Origin of the sequence: Methanobrevibacter sp. (assembly GCF_017468685.1) — an archaeon.
GTDB lineage: Archaea > Methanobacteriota > Methanobacteria > Methanobacteriales > Methanobacteriaceae > Methanocatella.
In genome coordinates this window covers 16,412-32,832 of the sequence record NZ_JAFUHT010000083.1, presented here as the reverse complement: position 1 = coordinate 32,832, position 16,421 = coordinate 16,412, and the positions used below count along the sequence as shown (strand labels likewise).

Here is a 16,421-nt window from a genome sequence, read left to right as displayed (position 1 = left end):
TCACTGTATATTTAATTATGCATTTTAAAAAAATTGATGAATTTGGAAATCTTGAAATGAGGTATATTTCTGATTTTTCAGGGGGTTTTATTTCACGAAATAGGCATGTCCTGAAAAACTTGCAGTTAAACAAGTTCACTCAATTTATCCTTGAAAAATGTGTTTATGGTACTCCTATTTTCAAATTGGGAAATAAGGGGAATAAAATTCTAATTTTATCTGGAATTCATGGCAATGAGCTTCCTTCACAGGTTGCGAATGTCAGATTATTAAATAAATTATTGAATGCCGATTTGAATAATACGTTATATTTTATTCCATTCGCATCACCAAAATCAACAATGTATAATGAGAGGACATTTAACGGGCTTGATTTAAACAGGTCTGCACATATTAAAAATTCATTAAGCAATCTTATAGTTCGCACTATTTTAAATTTGGGGATTAACTTTGTAGGGGATTTTCACTCCACCGCATATAATGCAAATCCAGGCATTGAATCTATTTTTTCATCAAAATCTCCCTCTCCTGAAAGCTATTTGATTGCAAATTACATATCAAAGGATGTAGGTTCTGAAGTATTGTCATTTGACTTTGCAGGTTCCTCCTATAAAGGAGCAGTTGAAGACGTGTGCAACTTAAAAGGAGTTCCTGCAATAACTGGCGAAGTATTATGTCCATTCACAACCATTGAAGGCAGGGCTGTTGAAAGATCATTTGCTCAAATGGAAAGCTTTTTAAGTTATTTTGGTGTTTAGATTACTTTTCAAATGCTCTCTGATTAATCTTTTAAATATATAAATCAAATTTTTAACTAAGGTGATTTAATTGTCTTCATACAAGGGGCATTCGATATTTGCATTCATTCTCGCATTGATGTTTTTTCACAATCCTCTAACAATTGCTTTAACATTCATTGGTGCAAATATTCCTGATTTTGACCATAAATTTAAAAAGGAAAATGTCTATAAGATGATAATTTTGGGATTAATAGTGTTCATTTCACTTTATATCCTTAAATTGCCTTATTATATAGGTTTAATCATTGTTTTTTTAGGTGTCACTTTTTACTTTTCAGAGCACAGGAGTTTCACCCATTCTATTTTTGGCGTTTTAACCTTAACTTCGGCAGTTAGTTTAATTTTAATATGGGGTTCTCAGCTAGTTGGTGCAGTAACTGTTCTGGATAATCAGTATTTGTTGATGGCTATTTTAATAGCTCTTTTAAGCTTTTTATTCTTAAATAAGAAATTGATGATGATATTCCTGCCATTGTTTTTCATCAGTTTATTTGTTCTTCCGGCAGTTGAAATATCCTGCATTGAAATAGTTCTGAGTCTGTTTATAGGATTGTTTTCGCATGTTGTTCTTGATTCGTTCACACCGGCAGGAATCAAGATTTTTGCACCCGTATCCTCTAAGAAGGTTTACAGAAACTTTGGCTTAAGCATGACATTCTTGTTAATATTTTTCGCTATATTATATAATATTCCAATTCTATTTCCTTTATTTGGCCATTATGTGATGAATAACTAAAGTTTGCAAGTAAAGAACAATCCTGAGTTTTTAATCCATAGGCAGAATTTTGAAACAATATAAAGCACTGGCAATTCTATCAATGGTCCGATTACAAGAGCTATTGAGATTAATTCATGTCCCGGAAATGAATTTATTGCTATCGCTAATGCCAATGGTGAATTCCTGGCTAGTGTTGTCATGGTTAGACTGGCATATTCTTGGTATGTGAAATTAATCTTTTCTGATATCAATAAGTCAATTATCACATTAACGATGAAAAATATAATCAATGGAATAAATATGGTGGCAACGGAGTTTAGATTATTGAATAGCAGTTCTCCTTGGCTTGCGAATATGCAAAATACTGCAAGGGACAAAAACCATATTTGAAGGGAACTGAATAATTCGCTTGCTTTTTCCTGTAAACTGTTATTCAAAATAAATTTGACAATTTGGGCCGCAATAAATGGTATTACTATGACGATTAAAAGTGAATATGCGAGTTGTGTGTAGTCCATTGTGTTTCCGCTTGAAAAGAAAATAACCAAATAAATTGGCAGCAATATTATTTGCAGGATTAGATTAATTGGAAGTATGGATAAGCTTAATGTTAAATCTCCTTTTGCCATTTTGGTAAATACTAAATACCAGTCAGTACATGGAGTTAATATTAACATGAAAAATCCAATTAATACATCAATATTGCCTTTTAAAAATAGTGATCCTAAAAAATAACCGAACAGTGGTGTCCATATGAAATTTATTATTAAACTTGTGGAAGTAAATTTAACATTTTTGAAGCTGTCTTTCAAGTCTCCAAGTGGCACTTCAAGGAATAATCCAAAAAGCATTAGGCATAAGAAAATATTTATTAAATAATCTGTATTTTGAACTATAATGTCTATATTTGAAAAGATTAATCCTATTAGGACTGCTGAAAATATTATTATTGGTTCAAGTTTCTCTATTAATTCCATATTATCACTTTTAGGCATGACTAAATTTGTCTGTCCAAATATATAAAATTTTATTATATGTAAAAATTACTTTAATTTTGATTTTAACTATTAATTTGATATTATTTAATTAATTTAACTGTTATTTTTGTTCATGTACAATTTTTTAATTAATTTTAACAATGTTAATCTAATTTTTAAATAATTTTTTTTTAAAAGCATAACTTTATAATGAATAATCATGATAAATAATATTATTATTAAATGTCAACTTTATCGACATTTTTATATTAATTTGAAATGGAGCTTGTTTAATGTTTTTGACTAGAATTGGATACGGAATTGCTTATTTCGTCGTCCTTATTATAGAAATCATTAAATCAACATTTAGTGTTGCATTTAGTGGAATTATGGGGAGAAATATTGATCCTATAATTGTTGACATTGAAACAGTATTAGAGAGACCTGTTTCACAAACAATTTTAGCAAACAGTATTTCATTAACTCCAGGTACCTTGTCTGTCGATTTGGACAGTGAAAATAACATTATCAAAGTAGCTGCTATTTCTCCAAGAAAAAAAGAGGATATTATTCCTTTTGAACCTTATATTAAGAAAATGTTGGAGTAATACATTTTCAAAAAAATCGAGTGAGATAGTATGGATATATTATTTATTTCAAAATATATTGTGCTTATTGCATTAATTATAATGATGCTAGCTGCCTTAAGAGCAAGCGCATATAAATCAACATCAATGGGCCTTTTAGGAAGTTCAGTGATTGTTAATGCTTTTGCGGTAGCATTGCTTATTGTTGGCGGATTGTACAATATTCAGTTTTATAGAGATATATCATTAGCTTTAATATTCTTTGGTTTTGTAGGCACTGTTGCTTTCGCTGTAGTTTTGGGAGGGGATGATAAATGATAGAATACATTCAATCAATCCTTCTTATCGTAGCGGCATTTTTCATGATTATTGCAGCAGTTGGTCTTGTAACCGTGAATAAAAATACTAAAAATTTGGTCTATGCAAGAATTCATATCGTTGGATTATTTGATATTGCTTGTATAATTGCAATGATTGGGCTTGGCCAATATCTCTTAGCTGGAATTTACTTGATCCTAGCACCATTTATAGCACATGCAATAGCTAATGCTTATTGGAAAAAAGAAGATAGAGAAAATAACATGGATTTAATGACTGTTGAAGAAGAAGTAGATGAAAATCATCCGTTCATACATCCTAAAGCTAAAATGCAAGCTTTGGAAAGTGAAAACTCAGAAAAACTTAAGGTGGATGAAAGATTTTCAGTAACTACATTAGAAATTGATGAGGGTGAATAAGATGTTGGAATTTATATTATGCATTATCATGATTTTAAGCGCAATTCTCGCTCTTATTCAAAAAGACTTGCTAAAAGCAGCAATTTTAACCGGTTTTGCAGGCGGGGCAATGGCAGTGCTGTTCCAAATATTGCTTGCACCTGATGTGGCATTAACACAGGCAATTGTGGGAGCTGCAATCGTGCCGGTATTTATTGCACTGGCTGTTAAAAAAACTCAAAGGAGTGATAGCTAATGGCGCAAACTCAACTTGCGATATTATTGACATCTGCTGCTTTAATTATCATAGGACTTTATTCAGCAATATTTATTGATAATATCATCAAAAAGATAATTGGTATTAGTTTTATTGAAGAGGGAGCCAATTTATTCATTGTTGCTATTGGTTATAAGGCTGGAGGAGTTGTACCTATTCTAATGCCTGGAATGGACACTTCATGGTTTGCATCAAATGCGGCTTATCCTTTACCTTTCGGTTTAGTGCTTACCAGTATTGTAATCGGGGCAAGTACATTGGCAGTCATGCTTGCATTAGTGATGGTTTTATACAGACGTTATGGCACATTATCTACAAAAGTAATGTTGGCCGATACATCAAAACAGGAGGAGTACAATGAATGAATTAATTCCACTTATGGTTATTGTTCCTCTCATGGCAGCATTATTGATTAGTGCCTTTTCAAAATTCAATAAGGTTACAAAAATATTTGCTTTTGTTGTAGCAATATGCCTGCCGTTGATTCCAATATTGTCTAATTATGGTCTACACTACTTCGGCGGTTATGAGCCAATGTTGGATAATGTAACAGGAATAATGTATCATCCGGCAATTACCTACTCATTTACATTCTTGCAACAAATATTTATAGGGGCAATTGGACTTTTAACATTCCTAGTTGTATTCATTTACCTAACTAAATACAAAAAAGTCTCAGGACCATATTTGTTCCTGTTGTTCTTGGGTACTGCGGCTGTAACAGCAATGATTTTAACTGATGATATATTCCACATGTTTGTGTTCTTTGAAATTCTAGCGCTAGCACAAGTGGGAATAGTTGCAGCGTCTTCAATAGATTACAGTTATGAAATGGCATTGAAATATATGATTTTAGGATCAATCGGTTCTCCGATGATGCTTTTGGGAATCGGATTCCTACTTGCATTAACTGGTAGTGTAAATGTTACAGATATAGCTACAGCTGTGCATATGGGTTTAGTTGACGCTACATCTCCAGTATTTTTATTATCACTCGGTTTAATATTCTTTGGTTGGTTATATGCATCTGGTTTACCACCATTCCATACTATAAAATCTGGAGTTTACTCAAAAGCTGAACCTCATGGAGCAGCACTCTTGCAATCATTTACAGTTATTTCAATGATTTCAATCGTATTAATAATGTTTAGAATTTACTCCTCACTTCCAATCTTCGAAGTTCTCATAATATTCTTCTCTATCTTGGCTATGATATTGGGTGTCTCTCTTGCATTAACCCAAACTGACTTTAGAAGAATGATTGGATTTTTAGCAGTAGGGGAATTAGGTTTCATAGGATTAGGTATTGGGCTTGGAACAAACTTTTCAATTACAGCAGGACTTTTCCAAGCATTGAATGAAATCGTAATTACCGCATTATTATTCATAGGATTTGGTGCAATAGTAAATGCAACAAATGAGGTAGATACAAGAAAATTAGGTGGACTTTTAGCATACCATCCAAAAGTTGGTATAATGCTTTTAATTGCAGGTCTTGCAATGGCAGGAGTTCCTCCTTTAAGTGGTTTCCAATCCAAATTAATGCTTGTTCAAGCATCACTTAATTGTGGATTCCCAGAAATATCTATTTTAGCTATTATGGTCAGTATAGCTACATTTGTAGTGTTTGTAAAAACATATTATGCAATGTTTTTAAAACCAAAACCAAATGAGTTGGAATTGGAAAATAAAGATGTTCCAAGAGCAATGATTTTTGCTATGGGAATATTGTTAATAATTGTTGTATTATTAGGTATCTTCCCAGATATAGTTACAAACGGAATTTCTAACTTTGTTGGAGGGATATTATGAAATTGTATGATCAAATATTTGATGTTGTAAAACAATTCAAGAAATTATTCTCACCGGGACCTGTAACCAATGCAGATGTTTCAGGAAGCATTACAGCTGAAATATTTTTAATAGTGTCATTGGTGTTGGCTGCAATACTTTTAAGACATGTGAGCGTTTTGCTTGCAGGATTGGTGACATTGATACTCGCAATTGTTCTTATTTCAAATATTCCACTTATTCCTAAATTCAAAATAGAACAGGAAGATTCTTTAGAGAAAATGTTATTTTATGCAGTTGTAACTCTTGCTTTAATTGTAACATTCATGTACTGGGGTGGTAACCTTGTCTAACACTACAATTCGCAATTTGCTTGCAGCAGTTTTAACAGCAGTATTTTCTATTACTTTGCTTGATGCGATATTTAATATAAGTAGCATGATTAATCCTGGTGTAAGTAATATTTATAATGCTTTAGGAACTCAAATTGCTCCAAACATGGTTACTGTTGTAATCTTTGATTTTAGAGCATACGATACTTTAGGTGAATCAATTATATTGTTAACTGCTGGATTAGTGGTTTTATTAATATTCGGCAGAGGATTATTGGGGGATAAAAGATGAGTCAAGGTAGTGTGATTTTAAAACTTATATCCTTGCCAATATCAATTATATTGATTTGTTTAGGTGTAATGACCATTCTTGGAGGTCACATCACTCCGGGTGGAGGTTTCCAAGGTGGTGCAATGATAGCGAGTGGTATAATATTATCTATTCTTGTTTATGGATTAGGTAATTCTCCATTGGAATTGTCACATTTATATATTGAAGTCTTAGAATCTGTTGGAGCATTAGGTTTCATCATATTCGGTTTGATCGGTTTGTTTGTTGGAGGATTTTTCCTATACAATGTGGGAACTGATTTATTGAATGTTGTTCCTCAAGCAATTCAAGCTGCATTCCACTATCCTGATGTTACAAATGCAGGAATAATTCCATACCTTAACATATTTGTAGGTTTAAAGGTATTCGTGGGATTGTCTTCAATTGTTATTGCATTTGCAGGTTTTAAGAAACTTGTTGAGGAGGGTGAATAATGTTATCTCTTGGACCAATAATATTTGGATTGATATTAGGTTTGGTTATAGGTTCACAGATTAAACTTAATGTTAATGATACTCATTTCACTCTTGGGTCATTTTTAATAATAATTATTGCAGGAATTATTGTGGCATGGCAATCTGGTAACTATCCGTTTTATACAGATTTACCGATTTCCACTGCATTTTTATCTGCTTTAATAGGAATTTTTGTAGGCAAACTAATATTTGCAAGGAGTAAATAAGGAGTTTTTATAATGTTTTTAACGCTTAATACAGGTGAAGAAAAAGGAGATTGTATTAAAACATGTCCTACAAAATCTATTAGATTGGTTAATGGAATTCCATTCAGCTGTCTTACTTGTGGAATCTGTTATGAAAACTGTCCTAATCATGCAATATTCAAGAATAGCTATGGTGGATATGTTGTAGACAGAGCTAAATGTAATGGCTGTGGAATGTGCATGTACAATTGTCCAACAAACAATATAACCATTGAAGACGGAATCGTTTATGGAATTTGTTCACGTTGCGGAGTATGTGCAGAAGAACATCCTGATTCTCGTATTGATGGTTTTGAACTTGAAAAAGACAAGCAGATTACTTTAATCAAATCATTAAATATTTTGAATCCTCCACTTGATAAAGTGCCTCATAAAAGTGAAAATAGGGTCACTGAGGTTTCAAGGTCCTACTTTGGAACTGATACGGAAAAATGTATTTTATGTGGAAGGTGTGAAGAGTATTGTCCTACAGGTGCAATACATGTTAAAGTAGACAGGGATGAGGGAATTTGTAGAGAATGCAGATTATGTGCGGATGTTTGTCCAAACGAATCTATGAACAAGCATCAAATTGTAAATCATTCCTCATGTACACTTTGTCTTAATTGTTTAAAGGCATGTCCGCACAATGCGATTTCTGTTGATGATTTCAAAATCATAATTAATAAATTAAATCAGAAGGCAACTGGAAAAATCATATCTTGTCTTAACTGTGGATTATGTGCAGATTTATGTGAAAATGGATCACTTAAAAAGGATGGTGGAAAATTAAGATATGATCCAACAAGTGATACAGAAAATATTGCTCATGATGTGGCAATTAGCCATTGTCCAGTTCACACATTGCGTGAAGATGAAGAAATGTTCATCTATGACGAGTATGATGATGCAGAGCTTCCAACACTTGCAGGATTCTGTGTAAGTTGTGGTAAATGTGTGCAAGTTTGTGATGAAGCATATGCACGTCAATTCATGACACAAACATGGGATGGAAATGTCAGCAAGGATTGTATCTCCTGTGGAATTTGTGTTGAAGTATGTCAGGAGGATGCAATCACATTGAACAGAGGAAAAATCTCAGTGGCACTTGACAAGTGTATTTTGTGTGAAAATTGTGCTGTGCATTGTCCGGTTGATGCAATTCCAAAATCAACAATGTATAAAAATGAAATTAAAGACGGATTTAACTTCATTGAACAAAAATTATGTATGCATTGTGGAGTTTGCTATGGAATTTGTTCATATGATGCAATTGAAAAAGTTGACGGCAATTATGTAGTTAATGATGAAAATTGTACTTATTGTGGAGCATGTAAGAATGCATGTCCTGCAAGGGCATTTTTATTCGAGAGAAATTTTAAAGATTCAATAGAGGGTATTTAAATGAGCAGTATACTAAGAATAGCTTTGGAAGGAGCTTTTACCAACTTTAAAAGAATCTTTTTTGCAGCTGATAGGGTTACAGATATGGACATGCGTAACCAGATAGCAACACTATCCGTTAAAGTCGATGATAGGGTTGATGAAAAGGCATGCATTGGATGTGCTGGTTGTGCTAATGTCTGTCCGACAGGTGCAATTGAGATGAAAAAATTAGCGAATCCAGTTAAATTAACTGATAATTGGACTAAAGATGAAGTACCTGAAATTAATCTTGAAAAATGTGTAGTCTGTTATTATTGTCATGATTTCTGTCCGGTATTTTCACTTTATGGTGAAAAGGGAACAGTTCATCCAAGCAATGTTGGAGATCAGGAAGTTGACGTTGCTGAAATGTTGGACAAGCCATTTAAAATTTCTGACGATAAACTCAAATTCATTGCACAGTACTTATCTGATAATTCAGTGTTAAGAAATAGGGAGGATGGTGATTAGATGGGAATTAAATCATTTTCAAGAGCAAGGGCAATACATATCATGTTGGTGTATACCGGTGGATGTAATGGTTGCGACATTGAAATTGTAAATTCAATATTGTCTCCTCGTTTTGACGCTGAACAGTATAATGTGTTTTTAACCTGGAATCCTCGTGAAGCGGATGTGCTTGTTGTCACAGGTCCGGTTACACATTTAAATAGAAAACCATTGGAAGCAATATATGAAGCTATTCCTAATCCGAAATTAGTTGTAGCTGCAGGAAGTTGTGCGCTGATGGGTGGTGTTTATAAGAATTGTTATGGTGACATTCCTTCAGAGGAAATTGAAGGTCCAGTCGAAAATATTATACCTGTTGATGCAAAAGTTCCAGGTTGTGCTGTAAGGCCACAAGATGTTTTAGCTGGAGTTGTATCACTTTTACCTACATTATTGGATGCAGATTAAGGAGGAGTTAGATGGATGAAAAAGTACCAAGAAGCGAAATAATTGAAACTGAAATTCCATTGGGTACAGTTCACCCTGCTGCATTGGAACCATATAGGGTCAGGCTTTTTGTTGAAGATGAGATAGTTCAAGAAGCTGAAATAACTATTGGTGTTAATCATAGGGGAATAGAAAGGATCATGGAAGGACTTCCGGTTGAAAAAGCAAATGCCTTAACTGAAAAAATTTGTGGAATATGTTCAAATGCACATATATGGAATTCATGCAGGACTGCTGAATTAGGTTTAGGTATTGAAATTCCGGAAAGGGCTAAATATATTCGTGTAATCATGAGTGAACTTGAACGTTTGCACTCTCATTTCTTGTATTTGGCACACGGTTGTGAGGTATTGTCTCATGAAACATTTTCAATGAGAGTATTCTATATGAGAGAAATAGTCATGGAATTGCTTGCAATGATTGGGGGAAACCGTGTACAGTATGGTTGCTCTGTTTTAGGTGGAGTAAGGCCAAGATGTGATTTGGATGAAGCTAAACTATTAAGACTTAAGAATGATATGAATGCACTGGAAGAAGGACTTACAGGCTTTGTTGATAGGTTTATGGCAGATTCTATATTGTTATCTAGGGTCACTGGAATAGGAGTCCTACCTCAAAAGCAAGCAATTGAACTTGCTGTTACAGGACCAACTCTCAGGGCGACTGGTGTTGCAAGAGATTTGAGAACAACAATGTTTGAATATGATGACTTTGATTTCAATATTATCACACAGCCTGATGGCGACGTTAAATCAAACTTGATTATGAGGGCATTAGAGTCATTCGAATCAATTAAAATCATAAGACAAGCTATTGCAAACATTCCAGAAGGTAAGGTAGTAAACCGTGACTGGGAAATGTTTGACACAGAACTTAGCGAAAGTTATATTGAAGTTCCAAGGGGAACTTTATATCATTCATATTCCTTGGAAAGTGGAAGGGTAAGACATTGTATTATAAGAACTCCTTCTATGGCAAATATCGGTGCGATGCAATATGCATGTATTGGTGATCAAATAACTGATGCTCAATTATGTATTGTACAATGTGACCCATGTTTCACATGTACTGATAGGGCAATAGAGATTATAAGGAGATAGAATCATGTTTTCAAATACTATTATTAATTCAGTTCTTGCAGTAATCCTTACAGTGCTAGTTTGTTTCATAGTATCAACATTCCTTCCGGGAATTGAAAGAAAATACATTCACGCTAGAATTCAACAGAGAATTGGGCCAAAAGTTATTGCTCCGGGAATAATGGCTCCAATCAAATTCATGTTTAAGGAAAATGTTGAAGTCTCATCTCCAGTTTCAGGATTATACAAAGCATTGCCAATTATATGTTTCATTGTGGTTTTATGTGTATTGATTGCACTCACTCCTGAAGCTTATAAAATTCCCGCACTTGCAAGTTTAGTTGCAATTGTCGGATTTTTAAAAGTTGAAGAAATCTGCTATGTGCTTATGGGGGCATTGTCTAAATCTGTAATGTCAGTCAATATGCCTTTCCCTGACCAAATTAAAGGTGCGGTCCACAATAATGCAACTCGTTCATTCATTGAGGATATAAGTGCAAAAAGATCTTTAAGAATGATTACTTACGGTTCATTCCCATTATACTTGGCGTTATTTGCTCCAGTAACTGCTGCAAGAAGCATATTTCTACAGGATATTGTGGCATTTCAGCAAGCAAACGGACCATTCTTATTCACAGTGTCCGGTGGAATCGCCGCTATTGTATTTTTCATTGGTTACATGATTATATTAAATGAATATCCATTTTCTATTATTAAAGCTAAAAGCGATGTAATTGAAGGACCATACATGGAATATGCGGCTAAATACAGAGCAGTTGTATTCTTAACTCGTGGATTTTTCATGTTTGTGCTTGGTGCAATATTTTCAGTGTTATTCATTGGAGTTCCGCCAACAATCATGTCATGGGGAATAATTGTAAATATTATTGTAGCATTAATTTTTGTCTTTATGATGGGAATTTTCTCAGCATTCAGCCCAGTATTTACAAATAGGCAATTGTTACCGACAATTTTAGGCGCTACATTACTTGGAATTTTATCTATTGTACTTGGATTATTATAGGAGGAATTATTTATGAAATTTGTTATGAGGCCGTATCACATGGTAAGTCTTGGAGGATATATTGTCGAATGGGATTTCCCATACAGAGATCTTATTATTGTAAATAAAACCTCTGAACCAATAAAAATTGAAATACCTGTATTTCATGAGGAATGGATTCAGGAACATAGGAACTTGGGTCTTGAAGTTATTCCAGTTACAAAGGACGATAATTATTTAAGCATGTGGAAAAGAGCGCATGCAGAACTTGATAAAGTAAGGCCAAAAAATGAGTGATTATACTTTAACAATAAAAACTTACGAGAAAAAAGGAGTTTTGGATGACATTACTGATGTTATCACATCTCATGGTGCTAATATTAGTTATGTTCATCTTTTTGTTGAAAAAAACAATATGGGTTCTATTAACTTAGAGCTTGAGCATGTAGAGGATATTGATGAGTTGGTTTCAGACTTGGAAAATATCGGTGAGGTAAAATCCGTAGAATTGCATGGTTCACAATTGGATATTTATGGAAAACGTATAATCATCGTTGGTGGTGGTGCACAGGTGTCTCAAGTGGCAATGGGTGCTATTACTGAAGCTGATAGGCATAATATACGTGGTGAACGCATTAGTGTTGATACTATTCCATTAGTTGGAGAACAGCCAATTGCTGAAGCTGTTGAAGCGATTTCTAGACTTCCTCGTGTAAGTGTATTGGTATTGGCGGGTTCACTTATGGGTGGAGAAATCACAGAAGCCGTTAAAAAAGTAAAAGAGGAAAGTAAATTAATCGTGATTTGTCTTAATATGCCGGGCAGTGTAACTCAGTACGCCGATTTAATCATAACTGATCCAATTCAGGCGGGTGTCCTTGCGGTAATGTCAATAGCGGATACTGCAGTATTTAATATTGAACGTTTAGGAGACAACATCAAATTTTAATTCATGTTTATGGACGTATAGGAAGGGGAGTTGTCAATTAACTCCCTAACCATTTTTAAAACATATTTCATTATACTCGCATTTTTCACATTTTTTAGAACTTTTTTTAACATCAGGCATTTTTTTATTTTCAATAATTTCTTTTACTTCACGAAGGGTGTCAAAATAGGATTTTCTTAAATCAACATCCATCACTACAGGTCTTCTGTCTCCTATCTTTTCATAATCAACAAAGCCAACATATACATCGGTAGCAAATTCTTCTTCGATTAGAATAGCATTTGAAACTAATTCTATGGAATCGGTTTTCCACACTCCTTTAAGTGGAGGATTTCCATTTTTAAGAAGTACGGGGTAGTATTTTCCATCAATTATTTCAATCTTGTCGCATGTTCCGATTATATCTAAGCTATCATCCTTTATTAAGTAGGAGTACATGCAATTTGGGAAGAACATATCTATGATTTCAAATGCATTTTTGTCAAGTATGGTCATGGATTGTTTTATTTTTAATGCAGTTATTTTTATGCTGAAGTAGGCGTTATCGATAATCTCATTAATTTTTGATGCTTCAAGTCCTAAATTCATGGATTTTATTGCGTTTGTTGTGCTTTTAATGTAGGGATCAATGTTATCTGATAAAACGCTTTCAATTTCACTAAGCACCATTTCCTTTTTGACTTTGCGCATGTTTTTCTTAATCAAATCCTGAATGTCAATTTTAAGCTTTTTTATTTCAACTGCCAGTTGGTAATCTTTATTTTCATGTTTGTCCACATGAGTTTGGAGATATAGCTTCATGGGACAGTACATATATTGTTTAATAGAAGAAACTTTTATCATTTTTTAACCTCTTAAAAATTCTTATTATTAGTATTAACGTAATAATATTTAAAATAAGAAGTTATAAATGATGTAAATTTTTTAAAATAAAATAAAAAAAGTAAATAGCTAATAATTTAGCTATTTAAAAGCAATTTTACACGTTGTAGTACTCTTTGTTGATAGCAGGCAATTTCGCAAAGATGAACGGAATAACAATTAGAAGTATTGTTAATATTAACATTACTGTTCTGCTTAATCCGTCTGCAGTGAAAATTGTGGAGTAGACTCCTTGAGCCCAAAGACCGAAGATACATATTGGCAATATGTATTTGATTACTGCTTTCCAGGTTTTACCAACTTTAATTGATGAGTTGTTGTTTAGTGTTTCAATCAAGTCATCAAATTTGTAAACCCAACCAAAGATTATACATTCGAGAAGTATTGCGAATAACAATGCGAAATTATTCAAGTATACATCGAATATTCCTAAAATTGTACTTCCAGCACCTGTTGCAAAGATGCATGAAATTAAGAATCCAATAATACACACTACTGTCGCTGTCTTTTTACGTTCAATGAGGAATTTTTCTGAAATTGAGTAACATACTCCTTCAAGAAGTGCAATAACTGATGTGATTCCCGCAAATAGGATACATAAGAAGAATAACGGTCCTATAATGTATGCTGCTCCTCCCATTGTATTGAATACTTGTGGGAAAACAACAAATGCTAAACCTGTTCCTTCAGTTACAAGCTCATTAAAAGGAATTCCGCTGGTCACTGTCATGAATCCTAAAATGGAGAATATTCCAATGGAGTTAAATACTTCAAATCCGGAGTTTGAAAATGCAACGATTATTGCATTGTCCACCAGTTTTGAACCTTCAGGCAGGTAGCTTGCATATGTCATTGCAATTGCCATACCTAAACTTAATGAGAATACAATTTGTCCAAATGCGGCCAGCCATACATCAAGATTAGTTAATGCAGACCAATCCGGTGTGAAAATTTGAGTATAACCAACTGAAGCTCCCGGCAAAGTCAAAGAGAATGCAACGATAATTACAACGATTGCGCATAATAATGGAAGTAATATTTTACTTACATTACCGATTCCGTCATTCAAGTCTCTTTTGATAATGAACCATGCTAAAAACCAAATTATAAATACGGATACAAGAACATTCGGAACAATGGTGAACAGTCCAGACATTGAATCAGTTGCATGCAATACGTTGTTTGCAAAGTATAAGTCAGGATTAGCTCCCCATGCTTTTGTTAAACTTAGTATAATGTATATAAAATCCCATCCAACAACACAAACATAATATGTTGTGATTAAAAATACGATTAACAATATGAACCATGCTACTGGCTCTAATTTTTTACTAACTGAAAATAGAATTCTTGCAATTGACTTTTTGAACTTAAATCCTACTGCGTATTCTACTAGAACAAATGAAATACCAAGTAAGAATAATGAAACGATGTATGGAATCATGAATGATCCTCCACCGTTTGAGTATAATACATTTGGGAAACGCCAAATGTTTCCAAGACCTACAGCAGAACCAATCATTGCCATCATAAATGCAAGATTACTATTCCATTCTGATTTTTTTGTCTCTGTCATATTATCACATTAATTTGAATATTATTATTTTAGTTGTTTGAAGTTTATATATTATTGTATTAATTTTGCTTAACCCGTGTTATTTTTTATTAAAAATAGTTGAATGAAATTTATAACGGTTATTTTTTTATTTGAATATTATTCGTTTTTTAAAAATTATTGAAAATTAATAATCGTTGATTAAAATTTAGATAGTTTATTTAAAAAAATAGTAAATTATGAGAGTTTTCACTCTCATGTTTTATGCAGGACTTTCTTTAAGTTTTAAATATTCGTCTATTGCTTCACGGGTGGTTCCGACAACTATGCGGTAATGGCTGAACTCACCGTTAACAATAACCTTTTCAACTTTTCCTTTAGCCACCACATGTTCCCCATCAACAACTTCCCCTGCATAGGTATGTGTAAATGAAACCACTTCGGTTAATGGAACATCCACGCCATCAATGACTTCAACGTTTTCTATTGTGTATAATGAAGGGTTGTCAAATGCTCCAAGCGCACTTACAATGTCGCATTCGATTTGTGAGATTCCTTGAGGTTCATATACTGTATCTCCCCATTCTCCTTCAATTTCATCATAATCTTTGGTTGCTAAAATGTCGAATAAGGTTCCGTTGATGGTTCCTCTATTTGCCTTACGGTTTTCATACCATCTGAATTCCTCTTTTGTTAAGCTGGAATCGAACATTCTTTTATCATAAACAAAATCCCAGTAATCGTCAGTGATTCCTTCAACTGTTATGTGTTTGTCCACTTCTTCAATGTAAACTTCTTTTCCGCGATGCTCTTTAAATGCGGCAATTGCCCTTCTGTGATTGTCGAGGCCATACACCACAAAGTCCAAGTCTGAAACGTCGCTCTTTTGAAGGCCCGGAAGGATTGAACCTGAAATTCCCAGATGGTCATATGGAATGTCAGCCATAAAATGGAAAAAGTCAGCAACATCCATTAATTTTGCAATCAATTCAGGGTTTTTGACTTCGCCGCCGTTTTCAAAAGTTTCTTTAAGACCTAATAATCTCATTTCCGGCTTTATAACTCTTTCAACTTTATCCAATGGTACGCCCATCATTTCAACATTGGTTACATCAGAAAAATATAGGTAATCCGGATAATTTTCTCTTAAAAAGCTGTAAGCCTCTTCAGACCCTACTTTTCTGTATCGTTTGCCGTCCTTTTCACGGTCCCCTTCAGGATCTGGAATATATCTTAGAAATGAAATCACTCTGTTTTCTGGATGTATGTAATTGGTTGATGCGAAATATAAATCATCAGTAGTGTAAATAAAGTCTCTAGTTCTTACTTGTTCCATAATATT

Annotated in this window: 23 protein-coding genes; 19 read left to right on the top strand and 4 right to left on the bottom strand. The window is 33.6% G+C overall.

The window, feature by feature from the left end; all coding sequences use genetic code 11:
- The first annotated feature begins 17 nt into the window (after positions 1-17).
- Complete coding sequence (locus tag IJ258_RS10805) at positions 18-758, top strand: succinylglutamate desuccinylase/aspartoacylase family protein (protein WP_292806770.1); 741 nt, start codon at positions 18-20, stop codon at positions 756-758.
- A 70-nt stretch (positions 759-828) separates the two neighbouring features.
- Positions 829-1,536 (top strand): metal-dependent hydrolase, encoded by a 708-nt coding sequence (locus tag IJ258_RS10800; RefSeq protein ID WP_292806768.1) that lies wholly within the window; start codon positions 829-831, stop codon positions 1,534-1,536.
- On the opposite strand, the gene IJ258_RS10795 is transcribed toward IJ258_RS10800, so the two are convergent.
- Positions 1,533-2,495 (bottom strand): arsenic resistance protein, encoded by a 963-nt coding sequence (locus IJ258_RS10795; RefSeq protein ID WP_292806766.1) that lies wholly within the window; start codon positions 2,493-2,495, stop codon positions 1,533-1,535. The two genes, IJ258_RS10800 and IJ258_RS10795, sit on opposite strands and share 4 nt — an antisense overlap.
- Before the next feature lie 293 nt (positions 2,496-2,788).
- On the opposite strand from IJ258_RS10795, the gene IJ258_RS10790 reads away from it, so the two are divergent.
- From IJ258_RS10790 to IJ258_RS10710, 17 genes are read left to right on the top strand one after another with little or no spacing between them, the layout of a single operon-like run.
- Positions 2,789-3,103 (top strand): Na+/H+ antiporter subunit E, encoded by a 315-nt coding sequence (locus tag IJ258_RS10790; RefSeq protein ID WP_292806764.1) that lies wholly within the window; start codon positions 2,789-2,791, stop codon positions 3,101-3,103.
- Between the two features lie 30 nt (positions 3,104-3,133).
- Complete coding sequence (locus tag IJ258_RS10785; protein WP_292806762.1) at positions 3,134-3,400, top strand: monovalent cation/H+ antiporter complex subunit F; 267 nt, start codon at positions 3,134-3,136, stop codon at positions 3,398-3,400.
- Positions 3,397-3,819: a cation:proton antiporter gene (locus IJ258_RS10780; RefSeq protein WP_292806760.1), complete on the top strand. Its 423-nt coding sequence runs from the start codon at positions 3,397-3,399 to the stop codon at positions 3,817-3,819. Before IJ258_RS10785 ends, IJ258_RS10780 begins: the two co-directional genes overlap by 4 nt.
- Complete coding sequence (locus IJ258_RS10775) at positions 3,812-4,054, top strand: DUF4040 domain-containing protein (protein ID WP_292806758.1); 243 nt, start codon at positions 3,812-3,814, stop codon at positions 4,052-4,054. The genes IJ258_RS10780 and IJ258_RS10775 overlap by 8 nt, the downstream gene beginning before the upstream one ends.
- Positions 4,054-4,440: a cation:proton antiporter subunit C gene (locus tag IJ258_RS10770; protein WP_292806756.1), complete on the top strand. Its 387-nt coding sequence runs from the start codon at positions 4,054-4,056 to the stop codon at positions 4,438-4,440. Before IJ258_RS10775 ends, IJ258_RS10770 begins: the two co-directional genes overlap by 1 nt.
- Entirely contained in the window at positions 4,433-5,887 is a 1,455-nt protein-coding gene (gene ehbF / locus IJ258_RS10765; RefSeq protein WP_292806754.1) for an energy conserving hydrogenase EhbF, read from the top strand. The genes IJ258_RS10770 and ehbF overlap by 8 nt, the downstream gene beginning before the upstream one ends.
- Positions 5,884-6,219 carry a hydrogenase gene (locus tag IJ258_RS10760; protein ID WP_292806752.1) on the top strand — a complete coding sequence of 112 codons (336 nt, stop codon included), beginning with the start codon at positions 5,884-5,886 and terminating at the stop codon, positions 6,217-6,219. The genes ehbF and IJ258_RS10760 overlap by 4 nt, the downstream gene beginning before the upstream one ends.
- A complete protein-coding gene (locus tag IJ258_RS10755; protein ID WP_292806750.1) occupies positions 6,212-6,490 on the top strand; it encodes a hydrogen gas-evolving membrane-bound hydrogenase subunit E in 279 nt (92 codons plus the stop codon). Before IJ258_RS10760 ends, IJ258_RS10755 begins: the two co-directional genes overlap by 8 nt.
- Positions 6,487-6,963 (top strand): MnhB domain-containing protein, encoded by a 477-nt coding sequence (locus IJ258_RS10750; RefSeq protein WP_292806748.1) that lies wholly within the window; start codon positions 6,487-6,489, stop codon positions 6,961-6,963. Before IJ258_RS10755 ends, IJ258_RS10750 begins: the two co-directional genes overlap by 4 nt.
- Positions 6,963-7,211 carry an energy-converting hydrogenase B subunit J gene (locus IJ258_RS10745; RefSeq protein ID WP_292806746.1) on the top strand — a complete coding sequence of 83 codons (249 nt, stop codon included), beginning with the start codon at positions 6,963-6,965 and terminating at the stop codon, positions 7,209-7,211. The genes IJ258_RS10750 and IJ258_RS10745 overlap by 1 nt, the downstream gene beginning before the upstream one ends.
- A gap of 12 nt (positions 7,212-7,223) precedes the next feature.
- Entirely contained in the window at positions 7,224-8,633 is a 1,410-nt protein-coding gene (locus IJ258_RS10740) for a 4Fe-4S binding protein (protein WP_292806744.1), read from the top strand.
- Positions 8,634-9,125, top strand: coding sequence for a 4Fe-4S binding protein (locus IJ258_RS10735; protein ID WP_292806742.1), 492 nt, complete (start codon positions 8,634-8,636; stop codon positions 9,123-9,125). It begins immediately after the preceding gene.
- Positions 9,126-9,572: an NADH-quinone oxidoreductase subunit B family protein gene (locus IJ258_RS10730; protein WP_292806741.1), complete on the top strand. Its 447-nt coding sequence runs from the start codon at positions 9,126-9,128 to the stop codon at positions 9,570-9,572. It abuts the gene before it with no gap.
- Between the two features lie 11 nt (positions 9,573-9,583).
- Positions 9,584-10,711, top strand: a complete 1,128-nt coding sequence (locus tag IJ258_RS10725; protein ID WP_292806739.1) for a nickel-dependent hydrogenase large subunit — start codon at positions 9,584-9,586, stop codon at positions 10,709-10,711.
- 4 nt (positions 10,712-10,715) lie between these two features.
- Positions 10,716-11,714 (top strand): respiratory chain complex I subunit 1 family protein, encoded by a 999-nt coding sequence (locus IJ258_RS10720; RefSeq protein WP_292806737.1) that lies wholly within the window; start codon positions 10,716-10,718, stop codon positions 11,712-11,714.
- A gap of 12 nt (positions 11,715-11,726) precedes the next feature.
- Entirely contained in the window at positions 11,727-11,990 is a 264-nt protein-coding gene (locus tag IJ258_RS10715; protein ID WP_292806735.1) for an energy-converting hydrogenase B subunit P, read from the top strand.
- Positions 11,983-12,642, top strand: a complete 660-nt coding sequence (locus tag IJ258_RS10710) for a DUF5612 domain-containing protein (RefSeq protein ID WP_292806733.1) — start codon at positions 11,983-11,985, stop codon at positions 12,640-12,642. Before IJ258_RS10715 ends, IJ258_RS10710 begins: the two co-directional genes overlap by 8 nt.
- A gap of 45 nt (positions 12,643-12,687) precedes the next feature.
- Here the strand turns inward: IJ258_RS10710 and cas4 are convergent, their stop codons facing one another.
- The 3 genes from cas4 to IJ258_RS10695 form a co-directional block, all read right to left on the bottom strand.
- The gene (gene cas4 / locus IJ258_RS10705; RefSeq protein ID WP_292806731.1) at positions 12,688-13,485 is read right to left on the bottom strand and encodes a CRISPR-associated protein Cas4; all 798 of its coding nucleotides are present in this window, start codon (positions 13,483-13,485) and stop codon (positions 12,688-12,690) included.
- A gap of 136 nt (positions 13,486-13,621) precedes the next feature.
- Positions 13,622-15,100 (bottom strand): sodium-dependent transporter, encoded by a 1,479-nt coding sequence (locus IJ258_RS10700; protein ID WP_292806728.1) that lies wholly within the window; start codon positions 15,098-15,100, stop codon positions 13,622-13,624.
- Between the two features lie 241 nt (positions 15,101-15,341).
- Positions 15,342-16,415 (bottom strand): DNA polymerase subunit beta, encoded by a 1,074-nt coding sequence (locus IJ258_RS10695; RefSeq protein WP_292806726.1) that lies wholly within the window; start codon positions 16,413-16,415, stop codon positions 15,342-15,344.
- Between the last annotated feature and the right edge of the window lie 6 nt (positions 16,416-16,421).

What these genes read in the sequence shown, in the direction of transcription:
- IJ258_RS10795 (WP_292806766.1), bottom strand. Translation starts at nt 2,495, where the DNA reads ATGGAATTAATAGAGAAACTTGAACCAATAATAATATTTTCAGCAGTC.
- IJ258_RS10805 (WP_292806770.1), top strand. Translation starts at nt 18, where the DNA reads ATGCATTTTAAAAAAATTGATGAATTTGGAAATCTTGAAATGAGGTAT.
- IJ258_RS10695 (WP_292806726.1), bottom strand. Translation starts at nt 16,415, where the DNA reads ATGGAACAAGTAAGAACTAGAGACTTTATTTACACTACTGATGATTTA.
- IJ258_RS10760 (WP_292806752.1), top strand. Translation starts at nt 5,884, where the DNA reads ATGAAATTGTATGATCAAATATTTGATGTTGTAAAACAATTCAAGAAA.
- IJ258_RS10730 (WP_292806741.1), top strand. Translation starts at nt 9,126, where the DNA reads ATGGGAATTAAATCATTTTCAAGAGCAAGGGCAATACATATCATGTTG.
- cas4 (WP_292806731.1), bottom strand. Translation starts at nt 13,485, where the DNA reads ATGATAAAAGTTTCTTCTATTAAACAATATATGTACTGTCCCATGAAG.
- IJ258_RS10745 (WP_292806746.1), top strand. Translation starts at nt 6,963, where the DNA reads ATGTTATCTCTTGGACCAATAATATTTGGATTGATATTAGGTTTGGTT.
- IJ258_RS10750 (WP_292806748.1), top strand. Translation starts at nt 6,487, where the DNA reads ATGAGTCAAGGTAGTGTGATTTTAAAACTTATATCCTTGCCAATATCA.
- IJ258_RS10770 (WP_292806756.1), top strand. Translation starts at nt 4,054, where the DNA reads ATGGCGCAAACTCAACTTGCGATATTATTGACATCTGCTGCTTTAATT.
- IJ258_RS10700 (WP_292806728.1), bottom strand. Translation starts at nt 15,100, where the DNA reads ATGACAGAGACAAAAAAATCAGAATGGAATAGTAATCTTGCATTTATG.
- ehbF (WP_292806754.1), top strand. Translation starts at nt 4,433, where the DNA reads ATGAATGAATTAATTCCACTTATGGTTATTGTTCCTCTCATGGCAGCA.
- IJ258_RS10710 (WP_292806733.1), top strand. Translation starts at nt 11,983, where the DNA reads ATGAGTGATTATACTTTAACAATAAAAACTTACGAGAAAAAAGGAGTT.
- IJ258_RS10735 (WP_292806742.1), top strand. Translation starts at nt 8,634, where the DNA reads ATGAGCAGTATACTAAGAATAGCTTTGGAAGGAGCTTTTACCAACTTT.
- IJ258_RS10725 (WP_292806739.1), top strand. Translation starts at nt 9,584, where the DNA reads ATGGATGAAAAAGTACCAAGAAGCGAAATAATTGAAACTGAAATTCCA.
- IJ258_RS10785 (WP_292806762.1), top strand. Translation starts at nt 3,134, where the DNA reads ATGGATATATTATTTATTTCAAAATATATTGTGCTTATTGCATTAATT.
- IJ258_RS10720 (WP_292806737.1), top strand. Translation starts at nt 10,716, where the DNA reads ATGTTTTCAAATACTATTATTAATTCAGTTCTTGCAGTAATCCTTACA.
- IJ258_RS10790 (WP_292806764.1), top strand. Translation starts at nt 2,789, where the DNA reads ATGTTTTTGACTAGAATTGGATACGGAATTGCTTATTTCGTCGTCCTT.
- IJ258_RS10715 (WP_292806735.1), top strand. Translation starts at nt 11,727, where the DNA reads ATGAAATTTGTTATGAGGCCGTATCACATGGTAAGTCTTGGAGGATAT.
- IJ258_RS10780 (WP_292806760.1), top strand. Translation starts at nt 3,397, where the DNA reads ATGATAGAATACATTCAATCAATCCTTCTTATCGTAGCGGCATTTTTC.
- IJ258_RS10740 (WP_292806744.1), top strand. Translation starts at nt 7,224, where the DNA reads ATGTTTTTAACGCTTAATACAGGTGAAGAAAAAGGAGATTGTATTAAA.